24 protein-coding genes and 1 riboswitch are annotated in these 25,615 nt (G+C 62.5%); of the genes, 15 read left to right on the top strand and 9 right to left on the bottom strand.

Annotation, left to right across the window (positions count from 1 at the left end):
• Positions 1-41 precede the first annotated feature (41 nt).
• Complete coding sequence (locus tag AC1Q5O_RS08895; RefSeq protein WP_464661158.1) at positions 42-1,043, bottom strand: ABC transporter substrate-binding protein; 1,002 nt, start codon at positions 1,041-1,043, stop codon at positions 42-44.
• A gap of 448 nt (positions 1,044-1,491) precedes the next feature.
• Between AC1Q5O_RS08895 and AC1Q5O_RS08890 the strand changes: the two genes are divergently transcribed.
• The 3 genes from AC1Q5O_RS08890 to AC1Q5O_RS08880 all read left to right on the top strand — a co-directional run bounded on the left by AC1Q5O_RS08890 (position 1,492) and on the right by AC1Q5O_RS08880 (position 2,623).
• Entirely contained in the window at positions 1,492-1,911 is a 420-nt protein-coding gene (locus AC1Q5O_RS08890; protein WP_492562457.1) for a carboxymuconolactone decarboxylase family protein, read from the top strand.
• A complete protein-coding gene (locus AC1Q5O_RS08885) occupies positions 1,908-2,255 on the top strand; it encodes a hypothetical protein (protein WP_492562455.1) in 348 nt (115 codons plus the stop codon). Before AC1Q5O_RS08890 ends, AC1Q5O_RS08885 begins: the two co-directional genes overlap by 4 nt.
• A gap of 230 nt (positions 2,256-2,485) precedes the next feature.
• Positions 2,486-2,623 (top strand): hypothetical protein, encoded by a 138-nt coding sequence (locus tag AC1Q5O_RS08880; RefSeq protein ID WP_203117525.1) that lies wholly within the window; start codon positions 2,486-2,488, stop codon positions 2,621-2,623.
• Between the two features lie 322 nt (positions 2,624-2,945).
• On the opposite strand, the gene mmsB is transcribed toward AC1Q5O_RS08880, so the two are convergent.
• Entirely contained in the window at positions 2,946-3,836 is an 891-nt protein-coding gene (gene mmsB / locus AC1Q5O_RS08875; protein WP_492562452.1) for a 3-hydroxyisobutyrate dehydrogenase, read from the bottom strand.
• A gap of 48 nt (positions 3,837-3,884) precedes the next feature.
• On the bottom strand, positions 3,885-5,051 hold the full coding sequence (locus AC1Q5O_RS08870) for an isobutyryl-CoA dehydrogenase (protein WP_346307453.1): 1,167 nt from the start codon (positions 5,049-5,051) through the stop codon (positions 3,885-3,887).
• A 119-nt stretch (positions 5,052-5,170) separates the two neighbouring features.
• On the opposite strand from AC1Q5O_RS08870, the gene AC1Q5O_RS08865 reads away from it, so the two are divergent.
• The 5 genes from AC1Q5O_RS08865 (at position 5,171) to cobO (ending at position 13,191) form a co-directional block, all read left to right on the top strand.
• Positions 5,171-6,649: a cobyric acid synthase gene (locus AC1Q5O_RS08865; RefSeq protein ID WP_492562450.1), complete on the top strand. Its 1,479-nt coding sequence runs from the start codon at positions 5,171-5,173 to the stop codon at positions 6,647-6,649.
• A 150-nt stretch (positions 6,650-6,799) separates the two neighbouring features.
• Positions 6,800-7,033, top strand: a riboswitch (cobalamin riboswitch).
• Positions 7,034-7,195: 162 nt separating this feature from the next.
• Positions 7,196-7,720 carry a bifunctional adenosylcobinamide kinase/adenosylcobinamide-phosphate guanylyltransferase gene (gene cobU, locus AC1Q5O_RS08860; protein WP_492562448.1) on the top strand — a complete coding sequence of 175 codons (525 nt, stop codon included), beginning with the start codon at positions 7,196-7,198 and terminating at the stop codon, positions 7,718-7,720.
• A gap of 4 nt (positions 7,721-7,724) precedes the next feature.
• The gene (gene cobW / locus AC1Q5O_RS08855; RefSeq protein ID WP_472460816.1) at positions 7,725-8,780 is read left to right on the top strand and encodes a cobalamin biosynthesis protein CobW; all 1,056 of its coding nucleotides are present in this window, start codon (positions 7,725-7,727) and stop codon (positions 8,778-8,780) included.
• A 14-nt stretch (positions 8,781-8,794) separates the two neighbouring features.
• Positions 8,795-12,526: a cobaltochelatase subunit CobN gene (cobN, locus tag AC1Q5O_RS08850; protein ID WP_492562446.1), complete on the top strand. Its 3,732-nt coding sequence runs from the start codon at positions 8,795-8,797 to the stop codon at positions 12,524-12,526.
• 26 nt (positions 12,527-12,552) lie between these two features.
• Complete coding sequence (gene cobO, locus AC1Q5O_RS08845; RefSeq protein WP_223612846.1) at positions 12,553-13,191, top strand: cob(I)yrinic acid a,c-diamide adenosyltransferase; 639 nt, start codon at positions 12,553-12,555, stop codon at positions 13,189-13,191.
• A gap of 22 nt (positions 13,192-13,213) precedes the next feature.
• Here the strand turns inward: cobO and AC1Q5O_RS08840 are convergent, their stop codons facing one another.
• Complete coding sequence (locus AC1Q5O_RS08840; RefSeq protein WP_223612847.1) at positions 13,214-14,005, bottom strand: TSUP family transporter; 792 nt, start codon at positions 14,003-14,005, stop codon at positions 13,214-13,216.
• Positions 14,006-14,179: 174 nt separating this feature from the next.
• Between AC1Q5O_RS08840 and AC1Q5O_RS08835 the strand changes: the two genes are divergently transcribed.
• Genes AC1Q5O_RS08835 through cobM form a run of 3 tightly spaced genes read left to right on the top strand, consistent with a single transcriptional unit; the run spans position 14,180 to position 15,777 of the window.
• Positions 14,180-14,608, top strand: coding sequence for a tellurite resistance TerB family protein (locus AC1Q5O_RS08835; RefSeq protein ID WP_472460818.1), 429 nt, complete (start codon positions 14,180-14,182; stop codon positions 14,606-14,608).
• Positions 14,608-15,012, top strand: coding sequence for a cobalamin biosynthesis protein (locus AC1Q5O_RS08830; RefSeq protein ID WP_492562442.1), 405 nt, complete (start codon positions 14,608-14,610; stop codon positions 15,010-15,012). The genes AC1Q5O_RS08835 and AC1Q5O_RS08830 overlap by 1 nt, the downstream gene beginning before the upstream one ends.
• 3 nt (positions 15,013-15,015) lie before the next feature.
• Positions 15,016-15,777: a precorrin-4 C(11)-methyltransferase gene (cobM, locus tag AC1Q5O_RS08825; protein ID WP_492562440.1), complete on the top strand. Its 762-nt coding sequence runs from the start codon at positions 15,016-15,018 to the stop codon at positions 15,775-15,777.
• Positions 15,778-15,993: 216 nt separating this feature from the next.
• Here the strand turns inward: cobM and AC1Q5O_RS08820 are convergent, their stop codons facing one another.
• Together AC1Q5O_RS08820 and AC1Q5O_RS08815 are read right to left on the bottom strand one after the other, a co-directional pair.
• The gene (locus tag AC1Q5O_RS08820) at positions 15,994-16,740 is read right to left on the bottom strand and encodes a cobalt-precorrin-6A reductase (protein WP_492562439.1); all 747 of its coding nucleotides are present in this window, start codon (positions 16,738-16,740) and stop codon (positions 15,994-15,996) included.
• Entirely contained in the window at positions 16,727-17,842 is a 1,116-nt protein-coding gene (locus AC1Q5O_RS08815) for a cobalt-precorrin-5B (C(1))-methyltransferase (RefSeq protein ID WP_492563130.1), read from the bottom strand. Before AC1Q5O_RS08815 ends, AC1Q5O_RS08820 begins: the two co-directional genes overlap by 14 nt.
• A 110-nt stretch (positions 17,843-17,952) precedes the next feature.
• Here AC1Q5O_RS08815 and cobA point away from each other — a divergent pair, with 110 nt between their 5' ends.
• From cobA to cbiB, 4 genes are read left to right on the top strand one after another with little or no spacing between them, the layout of a single operon-like run.
• Positions 17,953-18,792 carry a uroporphyrinogen-III C-methyltransferase gene (gene cobA / locus AC1Q5O_RS08810; protein ID WP_288194817.1) on the top strand — a complete coding sequence of 280 codons (840 nt, stop codon included), beginning with the start codon at positions 17,953-17,955 and terminating at the stop codon, positions 18,790-18,792.
• Positions 18,789-20,087, top strand: a complete 1,299-nt coding sequence (locus AC1Q5O_RS08805) for a cobyrinic acid a,c-diamide synthase CobB (RefSeq protein ID WP_492562437.1) — start codon at positions 18,789-18,791, stop codon at positions 20,085-20,087. Before cobA ends, AC1Q5O_RS08805 begins: the two co-directional genes overlap by 4 nt.
• Entirely contained in the window at positions 20,087-21,097 is a 1,011-nt protein-coding gene (gene cobD, locus AC1Q5O_RS08800; RefSeq protein ID WP_492563127.1) for a threonine-phosphate decarboxylase CobD, read from the top strand. The genes AC1Q5O_RS08805 and cobD overlap by 1 nt, the downstream gene beginning before the upstream one ends.
• 29 nt (positions 21,098-21,126) lie before the next feature.
• Complete coding sequence (gene cbiB / locus AC1Q5O_RS08795) at positions 21,127-22,104, top strand: adenosylcobinamide-phosphate synthase CbiB (protein WP_492562435.1); 978 nt, start codon at positions 21,127-21,129, stop codon at positions 22,102-22,104.
• Here cbiB and AC1Q5O_RS08790 read toward each other — a convergent pair.
• The 3 genes from AC1Q5O_RS08790 to AC1Q5O_RS08780 are packed head-to-tail and all read right to left on the bottom strand — an operon-like array spanning position 22,101 to position 25,527.
• Positions 22,101-23,729 (bottom strand): ABC transporter ATP-binding protein, encoded by a 1,629-nt coding sequence (locus AC1Q5O_RS08790; protein ID WP_492562432.1) that lies wholly within the window; start codon positions 23,727-23,729, stop codon positions 22,101-22,103. The two genes, cbiB and AC1Q5O_RS08790, sit on opposite strands and share 4 nt — an antisense overlap.
• Complete coding sequence (locus AC1Q5O_RS08785) at positions 23,726-24,583, bottom strand: ABC transporter permease (RefSeq protein WP_472460825.1); 858 nt, start codon at positions 24,581-24,583, stop codon at positions 23,726-23,728. The genes AC1Q5O_RS08790 and AC1Q5O_RS08785 overlap by 4 nt, the downstream gene beginning before the upstream one ends.
• On the bottom strand, positions 24,580-25,527 hold the full coding sequence (locus AC1Q5O_RS08780) for an ABC transporter permease (RefSeq protein ID WP_492562431.1): 948 nt from the start codon (positions 25,525-25,527) through the stop codon (positions 24,580-24,582). Before AC1Q5O_RS08780 ends, AC1Q5O_RS08785 begins: the two co-directional genes overlap by 4 nt.
• Between the last annotated feature and the right edge of the window lie 88 nt (positions 25,528-25,615).

Raw genomic sequence — 25,615 nt, 5'->3', positions numbered from 1 at the left:
TGGTGCGATGCGGCGAAGAAGATCTCCGCCGCATCCATCGGTTACTTGACCGCGGCCTTGATCTTTTCAGCGGCTTCCGGAGAAACCCACTTCGACCATGTGGCTTCGTTGTTCTTCAGGTAATACTTGGCACCGTCTTCGCCGGTCGCCTGATTGTCGACCATCCAGGCGAGGAGCTTGTTGGCTTCCTCGTTGGAAATCTGGCGCTTCTTCAGGTACTCGAAGGCCGGACCCGCAGCGTCAGCAAATTTCTTGGTGACGATCGTGTAGATGTCCGCCTTCGGCCAGCCGTTCGGCTTCGGATCGGGGCAATCGGCAACGACGTTGCAGCGCTTCCATTCCTTTTCTTCCCACGGCACGCCATTGTCGAGCTTGACCATGGGGTACTTGCCGAGAATGGCCGTCGGACCCCAGTAATAACCGAGCCAGGCTTCCTTGCGCTCATAGGCCTTGGCAATCGAGCCATCGAGACCCGCGGCCGATCCCGTATCGACGAGGGTAAAGCCGTGTTTCTCGGCTTCATAGGCCTTGAAGAAATTGCCCGTGGTGATCTGGCACGCCCAGCCCGACGGGCAGTTGAACACGGCGCCCTTCTTGGGATCTTCCGGCGAAGGGAAGAGTTCGGGGTGCTTCATGGCATCGGCGATCGTCTTGATATCCGGATGCGCATCGGCAAAGTATTTGGGTACCCACCAGCTTTCCGTACCGCCTTCGGTGATGGCAGGCGCGGCATAGACCAGCTTGCCTTCCTTGACCGCCTTGTCCAGCGGTTCCTTGACGGCGTTGAGCCAGCCTTCCGGCGCGATATCAGGCTGTCCCTTTTCGATCATCGACGTGAAGGTTGGAACCGTATCGCCTGCGACCAGTTCGGCATCGCAGCCATAGCCTACACTGAGTATAAGCTTGTCGAGATTAGCCAGCGCTTCCGCTGACTGCCAGTTCATGTTGGCGATGGTGACGGACCCGCACCCCGCCGCCGAAGCAGCTCCGGCAAAGCCGAAAAGCCCTGCGGCCAGTAAAGTTGAAGCAAGCAGCTTCTTCATCAGTTTTGTCTCCCACTCGTTTTGACAGTTCACCCGGTACGAATCTTAACTTGGTACTGCCTTACCCAGTCGTTCGCTTATGTGCCATTTGGCATCCTTATCGCATCAGAATGCAATGGTTTCATTGAATTAATGAGGTATATCGCGACAGCACCTGTCGATATAACGACGCGGGAAAACCTATTGTGAAGCCGAATGTCACAATGTTCATGGGGGTAGTGTAACAAGCCGGATGATGAAAGATCAATGCTTTAGGCGATTTTTCTTCATTAATTCATTCACTGCGGTGCGGTTTTTCCCGGTTTTACTGGCTCTAAGCGCCGGATTTTCCCGTGAAGGAATTCCAATGGACTTTTCCCGGTCTTCCGCCGCAATCTGGGTTTCAACCGCCCGCCATCCGGCGTTTCCGGATGGCTGTTTGCCAGGCTCCAACGCACGGGAAAGCACGATGACCGACCCAACCATTGTTCCGATGATCGAGTATGAACAGGCCGATGCCGCCGTGCGGGCGGTCTATGACGACATCATGCAGACGCGCGGGACGGACTGGATCAACAATTTCTGGAAGGTGCTGGCCAATGACCCGAAACTGCTCAAGCGCACCTGGGAGAGCCTGAAGGAAGTCATGGCGCCCGGTGCGCTCGATCCGCTGGTCAAGGAGATGATCTATATCGCCGTTTCCGCCACCAACAATTGCGACTATTGCAGCTGGTCGCACACGGCCTCCGCCCGTGCCAAGGGCATGACGGATCCGCAGCTGATGGAACTTCTTGCGGTTGTCGGCATGGCCAATGAAACCAATCGGCTTGCAAACGGTTTAAAACCGCCGGTCGATGCCGCGTTCAAACCAAAAGGGTCCAAAGCATGAAATCTCCGACGAAGCGCCGTACACCCGTTCATGACATGCAGATGGCATCCATGGTCATCGCCATGCGCCTGCCGATGATGATGCTGGAGGGGATGACGGAGACGTCTTCCAGGCCGGAATCCACCCGGGCCGTGTCCGAAAAAATGGCGGCGGTGACGGACGGCGTCGTCGCGGCGCAGCTGTCGGTGATCAATTCGGCAGCGACCTTCTGGCTGGACGTGTGGAGCGGCAAGTCACCCGCCGCCATCGCCAAGGCCACCGTCGATAAAGCGACACAGGCGGCGCTCCGGCCCGGCCGCAAAACACTGCGGGCCAATTACAAGCGTTTGAGCGGCGCAGGCTGAATTAAGGCAGGTTTTCGGCTTTTCTATCCGCGCCATCGTTGATTTTGCTGGTGTTTCCGTCAGAACACCAGCAATTGCGGCAACAGGGATGCGGTTTCAGCATGGCTGCCATGCAAATTTGCACGGGTCGTTGCTGTAAATGCGACACGCCATGGCGAAAAAACGTGATCAAACTTTAGGCAAAAAGCGCATTTGAGCGGCAACAAATGTTTTTACCCTCAGGTGCCCAAATGCTTTACATCTTCAATCGCAACAATCGCGTCCACATTGCCTGGAATGCCACGGAAAAGCGCAATGCGCCATCCGGCAATGCCAGGAGCGGCATCGCGTCGGCGGTTTCCTTCATCTGGACCCGTTCGGCCGGCTGATCGTCCACGCATCGGACTATTCCGGAAACCGCTGTCCTGTCGGGGCGGCGGTTTTTCTTTGTGCTGTTCTCTGATGAAGACCCAAGTCAAAAACCGCCCTGTCCGTGAGGAACAGTGCGGTTTTTTGCCAAGTGACGCATGGCTTTCTGCCGTACAATACGCTGGCAGAAATTACAGCTCCGGTACGCAGTACCTGATCCGGAGCATGGAGCAGGGTCTTGTCCGCTCCATGCAAAGTTTTAACCGGACATCGTTACCGCGAGGTTAGCGAGAGCTTAAGCAAATCTAAATTTTGAAAATTTCCCGGCTTTTCCCGGCGCGGTCAGCCTTCACGCGTGGCCTCGCGCAGATAATTGATGATGCCGGAGAAGTCAGAACCTTCGTTCCCGGCGGCGCCGAAGGCCGCATAGATTTCTTCCGCGTGCTGGCCGAGCGGTGTCGCGGCACCGACACTTTTGGCGGCTTCCTGTGACAGCTTCAGATCCTTCAGCATCAGGGCGGCGGCAAAGCCCGGCTTGTAGCTGTTGTTGGCCGGGGATGTCGGCACGGGGCCGGGGACCGGGCAATAGGTGGTCAGCGACCAGCACTGGCCCGACGAGGTCGAGGCGACGTCGAACAGCGCCTGATGCGACAGCCCCAGTTTTTCAGCCAGCGTGAAGGCTTCGCTGACGCCGATCATGGAAATGCCAAGGATCATGTTGTTGCAGATCTTGGCGGCCTGACCGGCGCCGGGCTCGCCGCAATGGACGATGCGGCCGGCCATGGGTTTCAGGATTGGCTCGGCGACAGCAAAGGCGTCGCCGGCGCCGCCCACCATGAAGGTCAGGGTTCCCGCCGCCGCACCGCCGATGCCGCCGGAGACCGGAGCGTCGACCGAGAGCAGGCCATGGGCCTTGGCGGTCTCATGCGCCTTGCGGGCGGAATCCACATCGATGGTCGAGGAATCGATGAGCAATGCACCCGGTTTGGCTTTTCCGGCAATCTCCGCATAGACGGACAGGACGTGCTTGCCCGCGGGCAGCATGGTGATGACGACATCGGCATCCGCAACGGCGGCAAGCGCGCTTGCCGCGATGCTCACACCATTGGCTTTGGCGGTTGCCAGATTGTCCGGCAGGAGATCAAAACCCAGCACCGTATGGCCTGCCTTGACCAGATTGGCGGCCATGGGGTTGCCCATATGGCCAAGACCGATAAAAGCGACTGTCGTCATCGCAGCATTCTCCCTGATAGTGTTCTTGTGTGTCGGATGCGGTGTGGTTCAGCGGCCCATCATCGAGCGGGAAATGATCACCCGCATGATTTCATTGGTGCCTTCCAGAATCTGGTGGACGCGCAGGTCGCGCACCAGCTTTTCCACGCCGTAATCGTGCAGGTAGCCGTAGCCGCCATGAATCTGCAACGCATCATTGGCGACGTTGAAGCCGGTATCGGTGACGAAGCGCTTGGCCATGGCCGACCATTTCGACGCATCATGCGCCTTGCGGTCGAGTTTTGACGCGGCGGTGTAAAGCAGGACGCGGGCGGCAGACAGTTCCGTTTCCATATCCGCCAGCTTGAACTGCAGCGCCTGGAACTGGTTGATCGCCTTGCCGAACGCCTTGCGCTCGGACGCATAGCCGACCGCCTTGTCGAGGGCGGATTGGGCACCGCCGAGCGAGCAGGCGGCAATGTTGAGGCGTCCGCCATCGAGCCCGCCCATGGCGATCTTGAAGCCATCGCCTTCCGCCCCGAGGCGGTTTTCCACGGGAACGCGGCAATTGTCGAAAATCACCTGCCGGGTGGACTGGGCATTCCAGCCCATCTTGTGTTCATTGGCACCGAAGGACAGGCCGGGCGCATCCTTCGGGATGATCAGGGTCGAAATGCCCTTGGGGCCATCCTCGCCGGTACGCACCATGGTGACGTAAAGGTCGGTATCGCCGGCACCTGATATGAACTGCTTGGCGCCGTTGAGGACATAGTGGTCGCCGTCCCGCACCGCGCGGGTCTTGAGCGCTGCGGCATCCGAGCCGGAATTGGGCTCGGTCAGGCAATAGCTCGCCAGCCATTCCATCGAGGTCAGCTGCGGCACGAAGCGCTGGCGCTGTTCGTCATTGCCGTAAAGATCGATCATCCATGTCGCCATGTTGTGGATCGAGATGAAGGCGGAGAAGGCCGGGCAGGCGGCAGACAGGGCTTCGAAGATCAGCACCGCATCAAGGCGTTTCAATCCCGAACCGCCGAATTCTTCCTTGGTGTAGATGCCGCCCATGCCGAGCGGGCCGGTCTCGCGAATCACATCGGCGGGAAAATGCTTGTCCCGGTCCCAGGCCAGCGCGTTCGGCGCCACGCGGTCCGCCGCGAAGGCGCGCGCCATGTCCTGAATCGCCAGCTGATCCTCATTGAGTTCGAACTGGCCGGACGCCGTATCAACGACCGCATCCATGATAACCTCCCTGTATTCCTCTTGATTTCCACTCTATCGCAAGCGCGGGGCCGCGCAACGATTCAGATAGGTTTTGCCGGGGGCTAGGAAGAGAAAGACATATCCGCTACTCAAAGCCCATGACGCACGCAATCATGTTGCAGGGAACAGGGTCAGATGTTGGTAAATCCGTCCTGGTGGCCGGACTTTGCCGGCTTGCGCGCAACCGCGGATTGACGGTTCGGCCGTTCAAACCGCAGAACATGTCGAACAATGCGGCGGTCAGCGACGATGGCGGCGAGATCGGGCGGGCGCAGTGGCTGCAGGCCGTCGCCTGCGGCGTACCATCCTCGGTACATATGAACCCGGTGCTCTTGAAACCGCAATCGGAGACCGGCAGCCAGATCATCGTGCAGGGCAAAGTCTGGGGCCAGGCCAAGGGGCGCGACTACCAGACATTCAAGGCGCAGCTGCTCGACGCGGTCATGGCGTCGTGGGACATCGTCCGTGAGGGCGCCGATCTGGTCATCGTCGAGGGGGCGGGATCTCCTGCCGAAATCAACCTGCGGGCGGGCGATATCGCCAATATGGGCTTTGCCATCCGCGCCAATGTGCCTGTCGTTCTGGTCGGCGACATCGATCGCGGCGGGGTGATCGCCTCGCTCGTGGGCACCCATGCGATCCTGCAGCGGGAAGACCGCGAGATGATCGCCGGCTATATCATCAACAAGTTTCGCGGCGACGTCTCGCTGTTCGATGACGGCCTGAAAGCCATAACGCAGTTCACCGGCTGGCCGTCTTTCGGCGTGGTGCCATGGCTGAAGGACGCGGCGCGGCTGCCGGCCGAGGATTCCGTCGTGCTGGAGCGTCTGGTGAAGGGCGAGGGCCGGGCGCTGAAGATCGCCGTGCCGGTGCTCGACCGCATCGCCAATTTCGATGATCTCGACCCGCTGATGGCCGAACCGCAGGTGGATGTGGTGATGGTGCGCAGCGGAGAGCGGCTGCCTGCCGATGCGGGGCTGGTCATCATTCCGGGGTCCAAATCCACCATCGGCGACCTCCTGCGCTTCCGCGAGAACGGCTGGGACAGGGATCTCGACCTGCACCGGCGGCGCGGCGGCCATATCATCGGCATATGCGGCGGTTTCCAGATGCTCGGCCGGACCGTACGCGATCCCGACGGCATCGAGGGCAGCGTGACGGAGACGGCAGGGCTCGGGCATCTCGATATCGATACGGTGATGGAGCCGGAAAAGACCGTGCGCAACGTGGCGGCGCAGTCGCTGCCGTTCGACCTGCCGCTTGATGGCTACGAGATTCATCTGGGCCGGACGACCGGCCCGGACTGTTCGCGCCCGGCCGTGCGCATCAATGGCGTCAACGACGGCGCCATATCGGCGGACGGCAAGGTTTTCGGCACCTATCTGCACGGGCTTTTCGGGGCGGACCGGTTTCGCGCCGCGCTGCTGGGCACGATGGGCATTGCCGCTGAAGCATTCGACTACAAGGCCGGGGTGGACGCCGCGCTGGACAGTATCGCCGCCGAGCTTGAAACAGTGCTGGATGTGGATGCGCTGCTTGCATGTGCTGCGGTGCGTGGTTCGACAAGCTCACCATGAGGGGATGGGTGGGCTGCAATGCTAATCGCGGAGATTGCAGAACATATCCCCTGCAATCCTCCACCTCCCTCATGGTGAGCTTGTCGAACCACCCACTACTCCCTGAGCAAACCGCGCGGATTCCATTGACATTTCCCGTGGGGGGTGAATAACGTCCCAGCCATGATTGGTTCCCATATTGGCCAAAGGCCAAGGGATCAAAAGGGAATGCGACGGTTGTACCCTCAAGGGCGACCCCACCGCAGCCGACCCCGCGACTGTAGAGCGGCGAGGATCAATGCAAAGCCTGACGCATATGCAGAAGGCAGCCACTGGGAAACCGGGAAGGCGGCATTCATCCTGTGACCCGCGAGCCAGGAGACCTGCCAGTCATAGAGCGTTTCCCAGGAAGCGCTCGGGGCAATCCTGCCCAAGAACCGAAGGGTCGTGTCCCTTCAGGCCCAGCACGGAGGTTGTTATGGCTGCTCGCATTGTATACGCGCTCGTTTCCCCGCCCGCATTCCGCTTGATCGTACCTGACGGATCATCGCGATTGCAGTGACGGCGATGCCCCAGCTGAATCACGGCGTGACCTTCATTCTCGGCGGTGCCCGCTCGGGCAAGTCCAGCTTTGCCGAAGGCCTGATCATGGCTTCCGGCCTTGACCCCGTTTATCTCGCAACCGGCAGGTCCTGGGATGAGGAAATGTCAGTCCGCATCGACCTGCACAAGGCGCAGCGCGGTTCATCCTGGCACACCATCGAAGAGCCGCTCGATCTCGTGGACACCCTGCAGGGGGTTGCAGCCGCGGACAAGGCGATCCTTGTCGATTGCCTGACGCTCTGGCTGACCAATCTGATGATGGCCGAGCGCGATATCACCGCCGAGACACGGCAGCTCGTGCAAGTGCTGCCGAAACTTCCGGGCTCGATCGTTCTGGTTTCGAACGAAGTGGGTCTCGGCATTGTACCGGAGAACCGCATGGCGCGCGATTTTCGCGACCATGCCGGACGTCTCCATCAGGCCGTGGCGCAGGCCGCGGCAACAGTCTATTTCGTGGCAGCCGGGCTGCCGCTCACCATGAAGGGATAGGAATATGCAGGGTCAGAAGATTCCAGCAACGGTCATCACCGGTTTTCTCGGTTCGGGCAAAACCACGATGATCCGCAATCTGCTCGAAAATGCCAATGGCAAGCGCATCGCGCTCATCATCAACGAGTTCGGCGATCTCGGTGTCGATGGCGGCCTGCTGAAGGGCTGCGGCATCGAAGCCTGCCGGGACGAGGATGTAATCGAGCTGAACAATGGCTGCATCTGCTGCACCGTGGCCGATGATTTCATCCCGACCATGACCAAGCTGCTCGACCGTCCCGACCGTCCGGATCATATCGTCATCGAGACCTCGGGCCTCGCGCTGCCGCAGCCGCTGGTTGCTGCCTTCAACTGGCCGGAGATCAAGACGCAGGTGACGGTTGACGGTGTCGTCACCGTGATCGATGCTTCCGCCGTGTCCGAGGGCCGCTTTGCCGATGACCACGACAAGGTCGACGCCCAGCGCATCCAGGACGAATCGCTCGACCATGACAGCCCGCTTGAAGAACTGTTCGAGGACCAGATCCGTGCCGCCGACCTGATCGTGCTGAACAAGAGCGACCTGATCAGCGACAAGCAGCTCGACGGCGTGCGCGGCGATGTGCAGAGCCGCTCGTCGCGCTCGCTCAACATGGTATCGGCCAGCTTCGGCAAGCTCAGCAATGAACTGCTGCTCGGTCTCGGCGTCGGCACCGAAGAGGACATTGCCAACCGCAAGTCGCACCATGAAATGGACCATGAAGCGGGCGAAGAACACGACCATGACGAGTTCGAGAGCTTTGTTGTCGGGCTTGGTCCGGTGGCCGAACCCAAAAACTTTGTCGAGAAGCTGAAGGCCGTCATTGCCGATCATGACATCCTGCGCCTGAAAGGCTTTGCCGATGTTCCCGGCAAGCCGATGCGGCTGGTGGTGCAGGCCGTCGGCACGCGCATCGAGCATTACTTCGACCGCGCGTGGAACCCGGGCGAGGAACGGCAGACCCGTCTCGTCGTCATCGGACTGCACGATATCGACAATGACGCCATCACATCGGCGGTCACCGCCGCTGCCGCTGCCTGACGATAGGATATTGAATGCATCTCCTGCTTGCCCAGAAAGGCACCATCGCTGAAGGCACCGAGGCCATCGACCTCGGCCAGACGCCGGGAGATGTGCTGTTCCTGTCCGCCGCCGATACGGAACTGGCGAGCCTTGCCGCCGCACGGCGGCAGGGCGACGGTGCAGTTTCGCTGCGCCTTGCCAATATGATGAGCCTGTCGCACCCGATGTCCGTCGATGCCTATGTCGAGCGGACAGCGCGCCATGCCAGGCTGATCGTCGTCCGGGTGATCGGCGGCGAGAGCTACTGGCCCTATGGCCTCGAAGCGCTGCATGCCTGCGCCGTCAATCACAAGGTGCAGCTTGCGGTGCTGCCGGGGGACGACAAGCCCGATCCGGGGCTCGACCGGTTTTCGACGGTCGCCCGGCCTGACCGCGATGCGCTCTGGCATTATCTGCTGGAAGGCGGGGCGCAGAATGCCCAGCGTTTCCTCGATTATTGCGCGGCGCTGATCTCATCAGGCGAGAAGCCGCAGGAGGCTGCGCCCCTGCTAAAAGCAGGGTTGTGGTGGCCCGGCAATTCAGCGCCGTCGCTGGACGCGATGCGCCGCGACTGGACGGATGGCGCGCCTGTCGTTGCCATCTGCTTCTACCGGGCGCTGGTGCAGAGCGGCCAGACCCAGCCTGTTGCGGCTTTGCTTGATGCGTTGCGCGCCAAGGGGCTCAATCCGCTGCCGGTGTTCGTCTCCAGCCTGAAGGACCCGGTTTCCATCGCCACGCTGGAGAGCATCTTTGCCGAAGCGCCGCCCGCCGTGGTGTTGAATGCCACGGGGTTTGCCGTGTCTGCACCCGGTTCCGCGCGCAAGCCGACCGTGCTTGAACATGATGGCGCGATGGTGCTGCAGGTCATCTTCTCCGGCTCCAGCGCCGAGCAGTGGCGCCAGTCGGATCAGGGGCTTTCCGCCCGCGACCTGGCGATGAATGTTGCCCTGCCTGAGGTGGATGGCCGGGTGCTGTCGCGTGCGGTCTCATTCAAGTCGGCGCAGCATTTCGACGAGGCGGTGCAGGCCAATATCGTCATGCATGAACCGCAGGCCGACCGTGTCGCCTTCGTTGCTGATCTCGCGGCGAACTGGGCACGCCTGCGCACGGGCAAACCGGATGAGCGCCGCGTTGCGCTCGTCATGGCCAACTATCCCAACCGGGACGGACGGCTTGGCAATGGCGTCGGGCTCGACACCCCTGCGGGTACATGGCAGGTGCTGAAATCCATGCGCGATGCCGGATACGATATCGCCGATATGCCCGCCGATGGCGAAGCGCTGATCAACCATCTGATGGCGGGCCCGACCAATGCGGCCAGCGACGGGCGTGCCATCCGCGAAACGATTTCGCTCAATCAATACAACAGCTTCTTTCAATCGCTTCCCCAAGTGATTCAGGAGAAGGTGACGGCGCGCTGGGGTGCGCCGGATGCTGATCCGTTTTTCCTCGATGCGGCGCACGGCTTTGCGCTGCCGCTCAGCCGGTTCGGCGCGGTGCTGGTCGGCATCCAGCCGGCACGCGGCTACAATATCGATCCGAAGGACACCTATCATTCGCCCGATCTGGTGCCGCCGCACGGCTATCTCGCCTTCTATGCCTATCTGCGCAGTGTCTACGATGCGCATGCCATCGTGCATGTGGGCAAGCACGGCAATCTCGAATGGCTGCCGGGCAAGGCGCTGGCGCTGTCGGAAAGCTGTTTCCCCGAGGCGGTACTGGGGCCGGTGCCGCATATCTATCCGTTCATCGTCAATGATCCGGGCGAAGGCACACAGGCGAAGCGCCGCTCCGCCGCCGTCATTATCGATCACCTGACACCGCCGCTGACCCGGGCCGAAAGCTACGGGCCGCTGAAGGACCTCGAAGCGCTGGTCGACGAATATTACGAAGCCTCCGGCGTCGATCCGCGCCGGCTCGTGCGCCTCAAGGTGCAGATTCTTGATCTCGTCCGCGATATCGGTCTCGACAGCGATGCGGGCATTCACGATCACGATCCCGACGATCTCGCCCTGCAGAAACTCGACGCCTATCTCTGCGACCTCAAGGAAATGCAGATCCGCGATGGCCTGCATATTTTCGGCCTGTCGCCGGAAGGGCGCCTGCTCACCGATCTGGTGGTCGCGCTGGCGCGCGTGCCGCGCGGTTCGGGCGTTGGCGCCGACCAGAGCCTGCAGCGCGCCATCGCCGCTGATCTCGGCTTTGCCGGTTTCGATCCGCTGGATTGCGACATGGCCGCGCCCTGGAATGCGGAACGGCCCGAAATTCTGAACGCCGTCACCAGCGAGCCATGGCGCATTGCCGGCGATACGGTGGAGCGTATCGAATTGCTGGCAGCCCGGCTTGTGGCCGGTGACATCGCCTGTCCGGCTAAATGGCAGGCAACGCAAACGGTTCTGGACGGTATCCGCACGACCCTGCATCCGGCTGTGATGGCCTGCGGCGCAGCCGAAATGGCGGGGCTCATGACGGCGTTGAACGGACGCTTTGTGGCGCCGGGACCGTCAGGGGCGCCGACACGCGGACGTCCCGACGTTCTGCCGACCGGACGCAATTTCTTTTCCGTCGACAGCCGTGCCGTACCGACACCCGCCGCATGGGAGCTCGGGCAGAAATCGGCCGAACTGCTGATTCGCCGCTACACGCAGGATCATGGCGAATGGCCGACCTCGCTGGGGCTGACCGCGTGGGGCACATCGAACATGCGCACCGGCGGCGATGACATTGCACAGGCGCTGGCCCTGATCGGCGTCAAGCCGGTCTGGGACATGGCTTCGCGGCGCGTCACCGGATACGAGATCATCCCGCCTGCCGTGCTTGGCCGTCCGCGCGTCGACGTGACCCTGCGCATCTCCGGCTTTTTCCGCGATGCCTTCCCCGACCAGATTGCACTGTTCGACACGGCGGTGCGGGCGGTCGGCGCGTTGCCCGAAGACGCGGAAGACAATCCCATTGCCCTGCGCATGCGCAGCGAGCAGGCGCGGCTTGTGGCGGAGGGTGCCGACGAGAAAACGGCAAAGCAGCGGGCGGGCTTTCGCGTGTTCGGGTCGAAGCCAGGTGCCTATGGTGCCGGCCTGCAGACGCTGATCGACGAAAAGGCCTGGGACAAGCGCGACGACCTTGCCGAGGCGTGGCTTGTCTGGGGCGGCTATGCCTATGGCGCGGGTGAAGAGGGCAAGGCCGAGCGCGGTCTGCTCGAAGAGCGCCTGCGCACTGTCGAGGCCGTGGTGCAGAATCAGGACAACCGCGAGCACGACCTGCTCGACTCCGACGATTACTATCAGTTCGAGGGCGGGATGTCGGCGGCGGTCGAGCAATTGTCGGGCGAGCGTCCGGCCATCTACCACAATGATCATTCGCGGCCTGAAAAGCCTGTGATCCGCACGCTCGAGGAAGAGATCGGGCGAACCGTGCGCGGCCGCGTGACCAACCCGAAATGGATCGCCGGGGTGATGCGCCATGGCTATAAGGGCGCCTTTGAGATGGCGGCAACGGTCGACTATCTCTTCGCCTTCGCCGCCACGACGGGTGCCGTGCGCACGCACCATTTCGAGGCGGTTTATCAGGCGTTCCTGATGGACGAGGATGTGCGGGCATTCCTGAAAGACAAGAACCCGCATGCGCTGCGGGATATCGCCGAAAAGCTGGAGGAGGCCGTGCAGCGCGGCTTCTGGACCCCGCGGTCGAATTCGGCGCGCTATGAACTCGGCATGCTTGCCGCCTGAGACAATGATTCGGAAGGAGACGCCAAATGGCTGAAAAATCACAGAAACTGTTGAACCTGACCGAAGAGGAAGTCAACGCGCGCCATGCCGACAAGATGCGCAAGAAGAAGGCCGTGCGCGACAAGATCCTTGCCACCAAGACCGATGAAAAGGGCCTGGTCATCGTCAATACCGGCAAGGGCAAAGGCAAGTCGACCGCCGGTTTCGGCGTTGTCTTCCGCGCACTCGGCCACGGCATGAAGATCGGCGTGATCCAGTTCGTCAAGGGATCGTGGGATACCGGCGAGCGCTGGGTTCTGGAGAAATTCCCCGAACAGGTGACCATCTCGGCCATGGGCGAGGGGTTCACCTGGGAAACCCAGGACCGTGCCCGCGATATCGCCATGGCAAGGGATGCCTGGGAACAGGCGAAGACAATGATCCTCGACGACGAAACCGATCTTGTCCTGTGCGATGAGCTGAACATCGCGCTGCGCTACGACTATCTGCCGGTGGAGGAAATCATCGATGTGCTCAAGCAGAAGCCGCATATGAAGCATGTGATCATCACCGGGCGCAATGCCAAGGACGAACTGATCGAGTTTGCCGATCTCGTCACCGAGATGGAAATGATCAAGCACCCGTTCCGTTCCGGCATCAAGGCGCAGAAGGGCATCGAGTTTTAGAGGCGATGTTCATGCCACGCTGCTAAAACAGCGTGGCCAGCCACAGGCGGATCGGATTGCTCGGGTCCAGAAGCAGCTTTGTCGCCAGCGCCAGGCAGACGATCACCAGCAGCGGCTTGATGATTTTTGCGCCGTTCTTCATCGCCAGCCCCGCGCCGACCCGCGCGCCGATGAACTGGGCGACACCCATGCACAGGCCGACCTTCCAGTTGATGACGCCGAGAAAGGCGAAGGTGGTGAAGCCGCCGAGATTGGAGGCAAGGTTGAGCAGTTTCGTGTGGGCCGTTGCCTTCAGCAGGCCGTAACCGGCCAGCGAGACAAAACTGAGCATGAAGAACGAACCGGCGCCCGGTCCGAACACGCCGTCGTAAAATCCGATCAGCGGAACGATGGCGAGACCGAACAGGAATGGCGTCATCCGGTGGGCGCGGTCGATATCGCCCATGTTGGGCTTCAGGGCAAAATACAGCGCGATGGTGATCAATAGGACCGGCAGGAAGGCGCGCAGGAGATCGCCGGGCAGAAAGCCGGCGAGGAGGGCACCCGCCACCGCACCGAGGAATGACATGAACGCCGATGGAAGCTGCTTCTTCAGGTTCACATGGCCCTTTTGGGCATAGGCTATGGTTGCCGAGGTGGAACCGAACAGCGATTGCAGCTTGTTGGTCCCCAGCGATTCCACCGGCGAGAGGCCGGCCAGAAGCAGGGCCGGAACGGTGATCAGGCCGCCGCCTCCGGCAATGGAATCGATGAAACCGGCGGCAAAGCCGGCAAGGATCAGAAGTACGGGAACATTGTCGAAGAAGGCGGGCATGGCGGGAGACTCTTTGAGAATGCGCCGGACCATAGAGGGAATTTCGGCTTTGGCGAGAGCATTTGTGCGCGCAGTCAATCAATGTGTGCGAATCGCGCCGTAGTGTGTTGTTTGCGCACTTGAATTCAGCCGCCGGGGCTGCGATCTATCGCGTGAAGACAGTTTGGGGGTACAATGAGCGAGAGCATCTTTGATCGCATCACCGCATTTCTTGGTGCAAAGAGTGCCGTGCAGAAGGTTGCCGATGACCCGGTCCTGACGGCGGAGCTGCTGCTTCTGATGCATGTGGCGCTGGCTGACGGCAAGACCGAAAAGTCGGAATATGCGGCGATCCTGCGCATTGCCTCCAATGATTTTGGCATTGCTCCCGAAGAATTCGGCGAAGTGGCCGACTATTTGAAGGACTTCGGCTACGAGACCTCCAGCGAGCAGGCGGCGCTGGCTTTTGCCGATGTGCCGTTCGAGCGCAAGGTCATGCTGCTGCGGCACCTGCTGACGATCGCCAATGCCGATGACGATCTCGATCCGAAGGAAGCCAACCTCATCCGCCGCACGGCCGATCTGTTGGGCGTGACGCCGGAAGAGCTTCACAAGCACCATTGATGGTTGATAGGCCGGAGAGCGCAGCCCGTTACACGCTGGGCCTTGGATGCGAGCGGGGATGCGATCCGGCGGAACTGCGCGGCCTTGCCGAGTCGGTCCTGCATGCTGCTGCGGTAAAGCCCGGCGATCTCGCCGGCATCCATTCCCTCGATGTGCGCGCGGGTGAACCGGCGATGGTTGCGCTTGCCGCGCTTTGGCAATTGCCTTTCCTGTGCTTCGATGCGGCAACCCTGGAACGGGAAACGCCCCGCCTTGCCAACCCCTCCCGGCGTGTCTTCGAACTGACAGGCAGTCACGGCGTCGCGGAAGCGGCAGCGCTTGCCGCTGCGGGACCGGACGGCGCGCTGGTGATCGGTAAGACAAAATCCGCCCATGCAACGGCTGCATTGGCAAGAAAGAGATAGACAATGACGGTTCATTTTATTGGTGCCGGACCCGGCGCCCCCGATCTCATCACCGTGCGCGGCCTGAAACTGATCCAGTCCTGCCTGGTCTGCCTCTATGCGGGGTCGCTGGTGCCGCCGGAAATGGTGGCCGAAGTGCCGGAGGGCGCGCGCGTTGTCGATACCTCGTCGCTGACGCTGGACGAGATCATCGCCGAATTCGAGCGGGCGCATGCGGAAGGCAAGGATGTGGCGCGGGTGCATTCCGGCGATCCCTCCATCTATGGCGCTGTGGCCGAGCAGATGCGCCGCCTCGATGCGCTCGGCATCGACTATGACGTGACGCCGGGGGTTCCGGCCTTTGCTGCCGCCGCCGCTGCGCTGAAAAAGGAACTGACGGTTCCCGAAGTGTGCCAGACCATCATTCTCACGCGCACCTCGATGAAGTCCTCGGCCATGCCGGAAGGCGAGGATCTCGTGACATTGGGCAAATCCGGCGCGACGCTTGTCATTCACCTCTCCATCCGCAACCTCCAGCGGATCGAGACCGATCTTGTGCCGCTCTACGGCGCCGATTGTCCCGTCATCGTGGCCTACCGCGTCGGCTGGCCGGACGAGCAGTTCATTCACGGCACGCTGGCGGATATCGCCGGGAAAGTGCGGGAATCGGGCCTGACGCGCTCGGCCATGATCTTTGTCGGCAAGGGCCTGTCGGCGGATGCGTTCCGCGATTCCGCGCTTTACCACAAGGATCACAACCACACCTTGCGGTCACGCTCGGAGTGACAGGCATTGAGGGGAGATAAAGTTTCACCCCCCCCTCTGTCCTGCCGGACATCTCCCCCACAAGGGGGGAGATCGGCTGTCATTACCGTTTCGAATAGTTTCAGGACATTGCAAAATGGGTAAAAGCGTTGATGCCGATGTGATCTCCCCCCTTGTGGGGGAGAAGGGCGGCAGCCCAGAGGGGGGTGTTAAATCCCACAAACAACACCTCTGCCGCTAGCCCAGCGTTTCCTCAATAAACCGCAGAACGCCTGATGTGTCGGGCAGGGTGTGACCGGCGGGGCGGTGCGGCCGCTCGATCATGATGACCGGCAAGCCAAGTTCGCGCGCCGCGGCGATCTTGGCATAGGATGCCGCGCCGCCGGAGTTGCGGCAGACGATATGGGTGAGGCGCTTGCGGGTGAGAAACGCGGCTTCCTCATCCTTCTTGCCCGGCTTGGACAGTTCCAGCTCGAAATCATGCAGGTCGAGCGGCGTTTCCGGCGGATCGATCATGCGCACGACGAAGTACACGTCGCTTCGTCTGGAGAAGGGTGCGATATGCTGGCGGCCGAGCGCCAGCAATATCCGGGCCTTGGCGGGAATGGCGGAAACCGCTTCTTCAAGGCTTGTGACGCTGGTCCAGGCATCGCCGGGCTTGCGCTGCCAGTCCGGCCGCTCCAGCCGGACGAAGGGAACGCCCGTGGCATCCGCCGCCGCGCGCGCATTGTCCGATATCTGCGTGGCGAAGGGGTGGGTCGCATCGACGAGCAGGGCTATGTTTTCCCTGCGGATATAGGCGGCAAGGCCGTCCGCGCCGCCAAAGCCGCCGGTGCGCACGTCGCCTTCGATCCTGCCGGGATTGCTGGTGCGCCCGGCGAGCGATGAGATTGTCCGATAGCCAAGGGCGATAAGCGCGGCGGCAAGCTTGACCGCTTCCGCCGTGCCGCCAAGGATGAGCACAGGACGATCAGAGGCGGGCAAGGATTGTCCCCTTGCGGTCGGTCACGATTATTTCCACCTCGACAGGCGCACCCCTGAGGGTGGCAAGCGCCACGGCCTTGGCTTTTTCGGCGATGGATTTCGGCAGGTCGATGCCAAGCCCTTGAGTCATTTCAAGCACTTCCTGCGCGGTGTTGGCATTCAGAATCCGCTCCCTCATATCCTTGTCGAAACCAAGCTTTTCCACTTCATCGGCCAGAAATGCCATGCTGACCTGGCTGCGGGCGGAGTGCAGGTCGAGTGCGCCCTGTGCCAGCTTGGTCAGCTTGGCGAAGCCGCCCGCGATGGTCAGCCGGTCGATGGGGTGAACCCGCAGATATTTGAGGAGCCCCCCGGCGAAATCGCCCATGTCGAGCAGCGCGATATCAGGCAGATTGTAGAGCGCCTGCGCCGCATCTTCCGAGGTCGAACCGGTTGCCGCCAGCACGTGGGTGAGCCCGGCCGCGCGGGATACGTCGATGCCGCGATGGATCGAGTGTATCCATGCCGCACAGGAAAACGGGTGGACGATGCCCGTCGTGCCGAGAATGGAGATGCCGCCGACAATGCCGAGACGCGGGTTCCAGGTTTTCTTGGCCAGTTCCTCGCCTTCCGGCACGGAGATGGTCACGACAAGATCGGCGGGCAGGTCGTATTGGGCGCAGATTTCCTCGCAGATGGCAGTCATCATGGCGCGCGGGACGGGGTTGATGGCCGCTTCACCGGGCTGGATCGGCAGGCCCGGCAGGGTGACGGTGCCAACGCCTTCGCCTGCGACAAACTGGATACCGCTGCCGGGAGCGGCGGGATGAACCGTGGAGATGATGGTGGCGCCGTGGGTGACATCGGGGTCATCGCCGGCATCCTTGACGATCCCGGCGATGGCATAGCCGTCGCCGATTGATTCGAGCGCCAGCGGAAAATGCGGGACCTCGCCCTTCGGCAGGATGATGGCGACCGGATCGGGAAATTCACCCGTTATCAGGGCAATCAGCGCGGCCTTGGTTGCGGCGGTCGCGCAGGCGCCCGTGGTCCAGCCCCGGCGCAGGGGAGCAGGGTTGGCATCGTCTGGTTTTCGCAATCCGGCATCGGGTTCGTCGCTCATGCGCGTCTTATAGACCAGCTTGGGATAGAGTTGCATGATTTTTCCGATAAGTTCATGCTTGCGATGCGGAAAATTATGCTATGCGCGATGCAACAGATACGGGGAGCGCGATGAGCGCAGTGACGTCAAAATTGCCGAAGTTCGAAACGGGTCATGTCTGGCTTGTCGGGGCCGGGCCGGGTGATCCCGGGCTCTTGACGCTGCATGCGGTCAATGCGCTCGAACAGGCCGATGCCATTGTCTATGACGCGCTGGTCAACGAGGAATGCCTCTCCTTTGCCCGTGCGGACGCGGAACTCGAATATGCCGGAAAGCGCGGCGGCAAGCCTTCGCCGCAGCAGCGCGATATCTCATTGCGTCTGGTGGAACTGGCCAAGGCCGGCAAGCGGGTGCTGCGCCTGAAGGGCGGTGATCCCTTCGTCTTCGGCCGGGGCGGCGAGGAAGCGCTGACGCTGGTCGAACACGGCATTCCCTTCCGCATCGTGCCGGGAATCACCGCCGGTATCGGCGGGCTCGCCTATGCGGGCATTCCGGTGACCCACCGCGAGACCAACCAGAGCGTGACCTTCCTGACCGGCCACGACGCGACGGGCCTCATTCCCGATACGATGGACTGGGCGAGCATCGCCAAGGGTTCGTCCGTCATCGTCATGTACATGGCGATGAAGCATATCGGCGTCATCGCCGCCAAGCTGATGGCGGCGGGCCGCGCGAAGGACGAACCCATGGCCTTTGTCTGCAACGCCACGACAGGCGCGCAGACAGTGCTGGAAACAACCCTTGCGCAGGCCGAGAACGCCGTGGAACAGGCGGGGCTGCGCCCGCCCGCCATCGTTGTCATCGGCGAGGTGGTGCGCCTGCGCAATGCGCTCGACTGGCTGGGGGCACTTGACGGGCGTGTGCTGCAGGTCGATCCGCTGGGAACACGCCGCGAAAAGGATGCGGGATGAAGGGCTTTGTCATCGCCGCCCCGGCATCGGGAAGCGGCAAGACCACGGTAACGCTGGGTTTGCTGCGCGCGCTGCGCGATGGCGGCGTGAAAATCGCGCCGGCCAAGGCGGGCCCCGACTATATCGATCCGGCCTATCACAGCGTTGCCAGCAGTGTGCCCTGCATCAATCTCGATCCCTGGGCGATGCGGCCCCACCTGATCAGCGCCCTGGCATCGCGTCATGCGGAAGGCGGCAAGACGCTGGTGGTCGAGGGCATGATGGGGCTTTTCGACGGTGCGCTGGACGGCAAGGGATCGGCCGCCGATCTCGCCGTGCGTCTGTCGCTGCCGGTCATTCTGGTGCTCGACTGCGCAAAGCAGTCGCATTCGATTGCCGCCGTGGTCAGCGGCTTCCGGGATTTCCGCCGCACGCTGATGATCGCCGGGCTGGTGCTCAACCGCGTCGGCAGTGCCCGGCACGAGGCCATGCTGCGCGCCGCGCTGCAGCCGGTCGGCATTCCGGTTCTCGGCGCCATTGCGCGCGACCCGAGGCTGCATCTGCCGGAGCGTCACCTCGGGCTGGTGCAGGCGGGGGAACATTGCGCGCTCGATGCGTTCATGGCCCATGCGGGCGAGGTCATGGGGAGGCAGATCGACCTTGCCGCGCTGCAGCAGATCGCCGGGCGTCTGGGTCCCGTCGCCTCCATGGCCAATATTGCGCGCGTGCCGCCGCTCGGCCAGCACATTGCAGTGGCGCGCGACAATGCCTTTGCCTTTTCCTACCTGCATCTGCTCGATGGCTGGCGGCGCCGCGGTGCGCAGATCAGCTTCTTTTCGCCGCTGAACGACGAAGCTCCGGCAGCGGACAGCGATGCGGTCTATCTGCCCGGCGGCTATCCGGAACTTTATGCGGAACAGCTGGCTGCGGCTGCCAATTTTACCGCCGGTATCCGCCAGGCGGCGCAGCGCGGCATCCCGGTCTACGGGGAGTGCGGCGGCTACATGGTGCTGGGCGAAAGCATCGAGGATGCCGCGGGGAAAGCCCATGGCATGCTCGGCCTGCTGCCGCTGCAGACCAGTTTTGCCGAGCGCCGGATGCATCTGGGCTACCGGCGGATCGAGCCGCTGGCGGCTTCGCCGTTTCCATTTCCCTTCACCGCGCATGAATTCCACTATGCCAGCATTGTGCGCGAAGGGGACGCCGCGCGGCTGTTTCGCGTCCGCGATGCGCTGGGCGAAGATCTCGGCGAGGCGGGCCTGCGGGTCGGCTCGGTATCGGGTTCCTACATGCACATGATCGATATGGCCGGATGATGCAGATTGAGCATGGCGGCGCGCTTGATCGTGCCATAAGCCGGTTTGGCGGGCGGCGCGAAGACTGGATCGACCTGTCCACCGGCATCAATCCGGAGGTCTTTCCGCTGCCATCCATTCATCCGGACGTGTGGAACCGTTTGCCCGACGAAAACCTGCTGGCAGCCGCGCTCGATGCCGCCCGTGTTTACTACGGCGCCTCGGCGGGCGCAGGCATTGCTGCGGCGCCGGGCACGCAGGCGCTGATCCAGATCATGCCGGATCTGACGGATCGCGGCGAGGTGGCGATCGTCGGTCCGACCTATCAGGAACACCAATCCTCGTTCGAGCGCGCAGGCTGGACGGTGACATCGTGCGCCGATGTCTCCGGCATTCCGCATTCCGCCAAGGTCGCCGTCATCGTCAATCCCAACAATCCGGATGGCCGCATTGTCGCAAAGGACACGCTGATTGCGCTTGCCGGAACATTGCGGGCGCGGGGCGGTTTCCTGATCGTCGATGAAGCCTTTGCCGACCCGCATCCCGAAACAAGCATTGCCGCGCAGTGCGGGCGCGATGACCTGATCGTGCTCAAATCCTTTGGCAAGTTCTTTGGCCTTGCCGGCCTGCGGCTCGGTTTTGCCCTGACCAGCCCGCCGCTTGCGGCGAAGCTGACGGAGCGCATGGGGCTGTGGGCTGTGTCCGGTCCGGCGCTGGCGATTGCCCGGCACGCCTTTACCGACACGTCAGCACTTGCTGCCTTCAAGGATCGGCTGACCCATCGGCGCACATTGCTTTCCGCGGTTTTTTCCGGGGTCGGCCTGAAGGAAATCGCCGGGACCGATCTGTTTGCGCTGGTCGAGCACGGGCGCGCCCATGCCCTGTTCGAGGCTTTGTGCGCGCAGCACGTGCTGGTGCGCAAATTCGCCCATGCGCCGCAGTGGTTGCGCTTTGGCCTGCCATTGGATGAGAATGACGCAGAGACATTCCGGCAGCGGGCCGTTATAGCAATGGACGCTGTGCGAAGCTGAGATTTTGAATCAACGGGATCGAATCATCCATGGAAATCAACCTTTTGATTCTGTTTCTTGCCCTCCTGGCGGACCGTTATGTCGGCGATCCCGACTGGCTCTGGCAGCGGGTGCCGCATCCCGTCGTGCTGTTCGGCAAGGCCATCGCCTTCATCGACAAGCGTTTCAACAGGGCTGGGCATACCGAGCAGGAAAAGCGCCGCAACGGTTTTCTTTCCATGCTCGTCCTCCTGCTTGCCGCCGCCGGTATCGGCGTGCTGATCCATTGGGCGCTGACGATGATTCCGCCGTTCGGCGGGCTGATCGAAGCCCTGATCGTCGCGGTATTCCTGGCACAGAAGAGCCTGGGCGAGCACGTCGCACGGGTTGCCGATGCACTGCGCAATGACGGGCTGGTGGGTGCGCGCCGTGCCGTGTCGATGATTGTCGGGCGCGATCCGCAGGTGCTCGACGAGGCGGCCATCACGCGCGCTGCGATTGAAAGCCTTGCCGAAAACACGTCAGACGGGATCATTGCCCCGGCCTTCTGGTTTGCGCTGCTCGGCCTGCCGGGGCTTCTCGCCTACAAGATGCTGAACACGGCGGATTCGATGATCGGCCATCTCAATGACCGGCATCGCGACTTTGGCCGGTTCGCCGCCAAGCTGGATGATGTCGCCAACTGGATTCCGGCACGCCTAACCGGATTGCTGATCGCCGCGGCCGCGTGGATCGTGCATGGCGGAAAAGCCGCGGCCCGTTCGTTCGACGTGATGATGCGCGATGCGCGGCTGCATCGCTCGCCCAATGCCGGTTGGCCCGAGGCGGCCATGGCCGGGGCCATCGATGTCGCGCTTGCCGGACCGCGCATTTATGGCGGCGTGGTTGCCAACGAGCCGATGCTCAACGGATCCGGCCACCGCGATGCCGGTGCGGCGCACATCGACGCGGCGCTGCGCGTCTACAGCGTCGCGACAGCGCTTTTCATGGGCGTGCTGCTGATCCTGTTTTTTCTTGGACTGTTTTAGCCCTGTTCGGTGATCCGGCGGGCGAGGGCCTTGTGCAGGTCGGGTGAGGCCCGGACCAGTGCTCGGCCGGCTTCCGACAGCGGCTGGCGCAAAATTTCCTCGGTCTTGCCGCGCTCGACGATCTTGCCCTCGGACATCACCATGACCGTATCCGTGATGGCACGTGCCACGGCAAGATCGTGGGTGATGAACAGATAGGCGATGCCCAGCCGGTCGTTGAGGTCGGCGAAGAGATCGAGAATCTGCGCACGGATCGACACGTCGAGAGCGGATACCGGCTCGTCGGCGACGATGAGTTTCGGCTCGGTGATGATGGCGCGGGCAATGGCGAGCCGCTGGCGCTGGCCGCCGGAAAATTCGTGCGGATATTTGTCCTTGTCGGCGCGCGGGATGCCGACCCGCTCCAGCGCGCGGTGCACCCGGTCGCGCCGCTCGCCGTCGGACAATTCGCGGTCGAGCAGATAGAGCGGCTCCGCGATCAGACGCTCGGCCTTGTGGCGCGGATTGAAGGAACCGTAGGGATCCTGAAACACCACCTGCATGTTGCGCCGCACCGGGCGCAGATCATCCGGCGTCAGCTTGTCGATGCGCCGCCCGGCGAAATGAATCTGGCCGTCGGTCGGCCGGTCAAGCGCCAGAACCATGCGGGCGAGGGTGGACTTGCCGCAGCCGGACCGCCCGACAAGGGCCGTGGACTGCCCCGGCTTGATATCGAAGGTGACGTCGTCCACCGCCCGGAAATCCGGATCGCGGCCGAACAGTCCCTTGCGGCGGCCCGGATAGGTGCGCGTGAGGTTGCGGATCGCCAGCAACGGGCCATCCGGGGTTGCCAGGGTCAGGTGATGCGCCGTGCGCTCCGGTACATGCATGGAAGCCTGTGCCAGCTGGCGCGTATAGGGATGCGTCTGCTCGCTCAGGATCTGCGTGGTTTCGCCGGTGTCCATGACCTCGCCATGCCGCAGCACGGTGATCGAATGGGCCATGCCCGCGACCACGGCGAGGTCGTGGCTGATCAGCAGCAGACCCATCCGTTCCTCGTCGACGAGGCTCTGCAGGAGGTCGAGAATCTGCGCCTGCAGGACGACGTCGAGCGCGGTGGTGGGTTCGTCGGCAATCAGCAGGCGCGGTTTGAGTGCGCAGGCAATGGCGATCACCACGCGCTGGCGCTGGCCGCCGGACAATTCATGCGGATAGCGGCTGAGGGGAAATTTCGCCTCGGGCAGGCCGACCCGGTCGAGTATGGCGCGCGTCTGTTCCTCGGCGATGGCGCGGGTTGCGCCGGTATGCAGCCTGATGCCTTCGGCCACCTGTTCGCCGATTGTCTTGACCGGGTTGAGGGCGGTCATCGGCTCCTGAAACACCATGCCGATCTCGTTGCCGCGCAGGCGGCACATCTCCGCTTCGCTGGCTGTGAGCAGATTCTTGCCGCCGAAGTTGATTTGCCCGCCGGTCCGTGCGCCGCCCGGCAGCAGCTTCATGATGCTCAGCGCCGTCATGGATTTGCCCGAACCGGATTCGCCGACAAGCGCGCGGATTTCGCCTGTCCTCACCGAAAGGTCGATGCCTTTCAGGGCTTCGAACGCGCCGATGCGCAGGGTCAGCTTGCTGATTTCAAGCAGGTTCATGACCGCTCCCGCCGCATTTTCGGGTCGAGAACATCGCGCAGGCCATCGCCGAGAAGATTGAGTCCGAGCACGGTGATGACGATGGCGAGGCCGGGATAGAGCGCCATGTGCGGCGCCAGGCCGATCATGGTCTGCGCCTCGAACAGCATCCGCCCCCAGCTCGGCATGGGCGGCTGCGAGCCGAGGCCGACATAGGACAGGCCCGCTTCCGCCAGGATGCCGAGGGAGAACTGGATGGTGCCCTGCACCACAAGAATGTTCATCATGTTGGGCAGGATGTGTTCGACCGTGATGAGCAGGCTGCTCTTGCCCGCTGCCCTGGCGGCCAGAATATATTCGCGCGGCCACAGCGACAGCGCCGCGCCGCGGGCGACGCGGGCGAAGACCGGAATGTTGAAGATGCCGATGGCGATGATGGCGTTGATCGCGCCGGGGCCGAACACGGCCGTGATCATGACGGCAGAGAGGAGGGCCGGAAAGGCGAAGACGAGATCGTTGAAGCGCATCAGGGCTTCATCGATCATGCCGCCGCGGGCCGCTGCCCACAGGCCGAGCGGCACGCCGATGCCGGCGCCGATGACGACGGAGACAAAGGCCACGGCAATGGAATTGCGGCTGCCGACCATGATCATCGACAGGATATCGCGGCCGAAATGGTCGGTGCCGAGCCAATGGGCAGAGGATGACGGTTTCAGCTTGCCGAGAATGTCGAAGGAGCCGACGGCGTAGGGTGTCCAGACGAAGGACAGTGCCGCCATCAAAGCCAGCAGGACCGTGATCGTCAGGCCGATGACGAAGGACCGGTTGGAAAAGGCTTTGGAGATGTTGGCCTGCCATTCCGTGGGCGCGCTCATGAGCGGCCCCGCAGGCGTGGATCGACCAGCGCATAGGAGAGATCGACCAGAAGATTGACGACGATGACCGTGGCGACCAGCAGCATGACGACGCCCTGGACCACGATGAGATCGCGCTGGGTGATCGCCTGGAACACCAGGCGGCCGAGGCCAGGCAGGTAGAAGACATTCTCGATGATGATCGTACCGGCCAGCAGAAAGGCGAACTGCAGGCCGAGAATGGTCAGGACCGGGATCAGGGCGTTGCGCAGGGCGTGCCGGTACAGCACCTTGCGGCGGGTCAGGCCCTTGGCGCGCGCCGTGCGGATATAATCTTCGCCAAGCACGTCGAGCAGCGCGGAACGGGTGACGCGGGCAAGGATGGCGGCCTGCGGCAGGCCAAGCGCGATGGAGGGCAGGATCAGCGATTTGAACCCGGCCCAGACACCGGCATTCCAGCCGGGAAAGCCACCGGCGGGAACGAGGCGCAGGCTGACGGCGAAGACATAGACCAGCAGCAGCGCGAACCAGAAATTGGGAATGGCAACGCCGACCTGCGCAATCGCCATCGTGCCGCTGTCAGCCATCGTGCCGCGCCGCGACGCGGAAAACAGGCCGACGGGAATGGCAATGATTGTCGACAGAAAGAGCGAGATGAGCGCCAGCGGCAGGGAAACGGCGATGCGTTCGGTGATGAGGTTCAGGACGGGAACCGAATAGGTATAGGATTTGCCGAAATCGCCGACGAGGAGCCCGCCGATCCAGCTGGCATAGCGGACGAGCATGGGCTGGTCGAGCCCCATCTGCTGCTGCAGGGCCCGCACGGCTTCCTCGGTGGCGTTCATGCCGAGCATCAGCCGCGCCGGATCGCCCGGCACGACGTCCAGCACGATGAACACGACGACGGAAGCGGCCAAAAGCGTCAGGATGCCGATCAGAATCCGCTTCGACACGTAGTTCAGCATGGGCTCTTTGACCCTGGGTAGAGGTGCTTACCCCCCTCTGTCCTGCCGGACATCTCCCCCACAAGGGGGGAGATCACATCGACATCGA

Source organism: Phyllobacterium sp. MT110, assembly GCF_058792715.1.
Note: the sequence above shows the minus strand (reverse complement) of the source record. Positions and strands in the feature narration are given on the sequence as shown.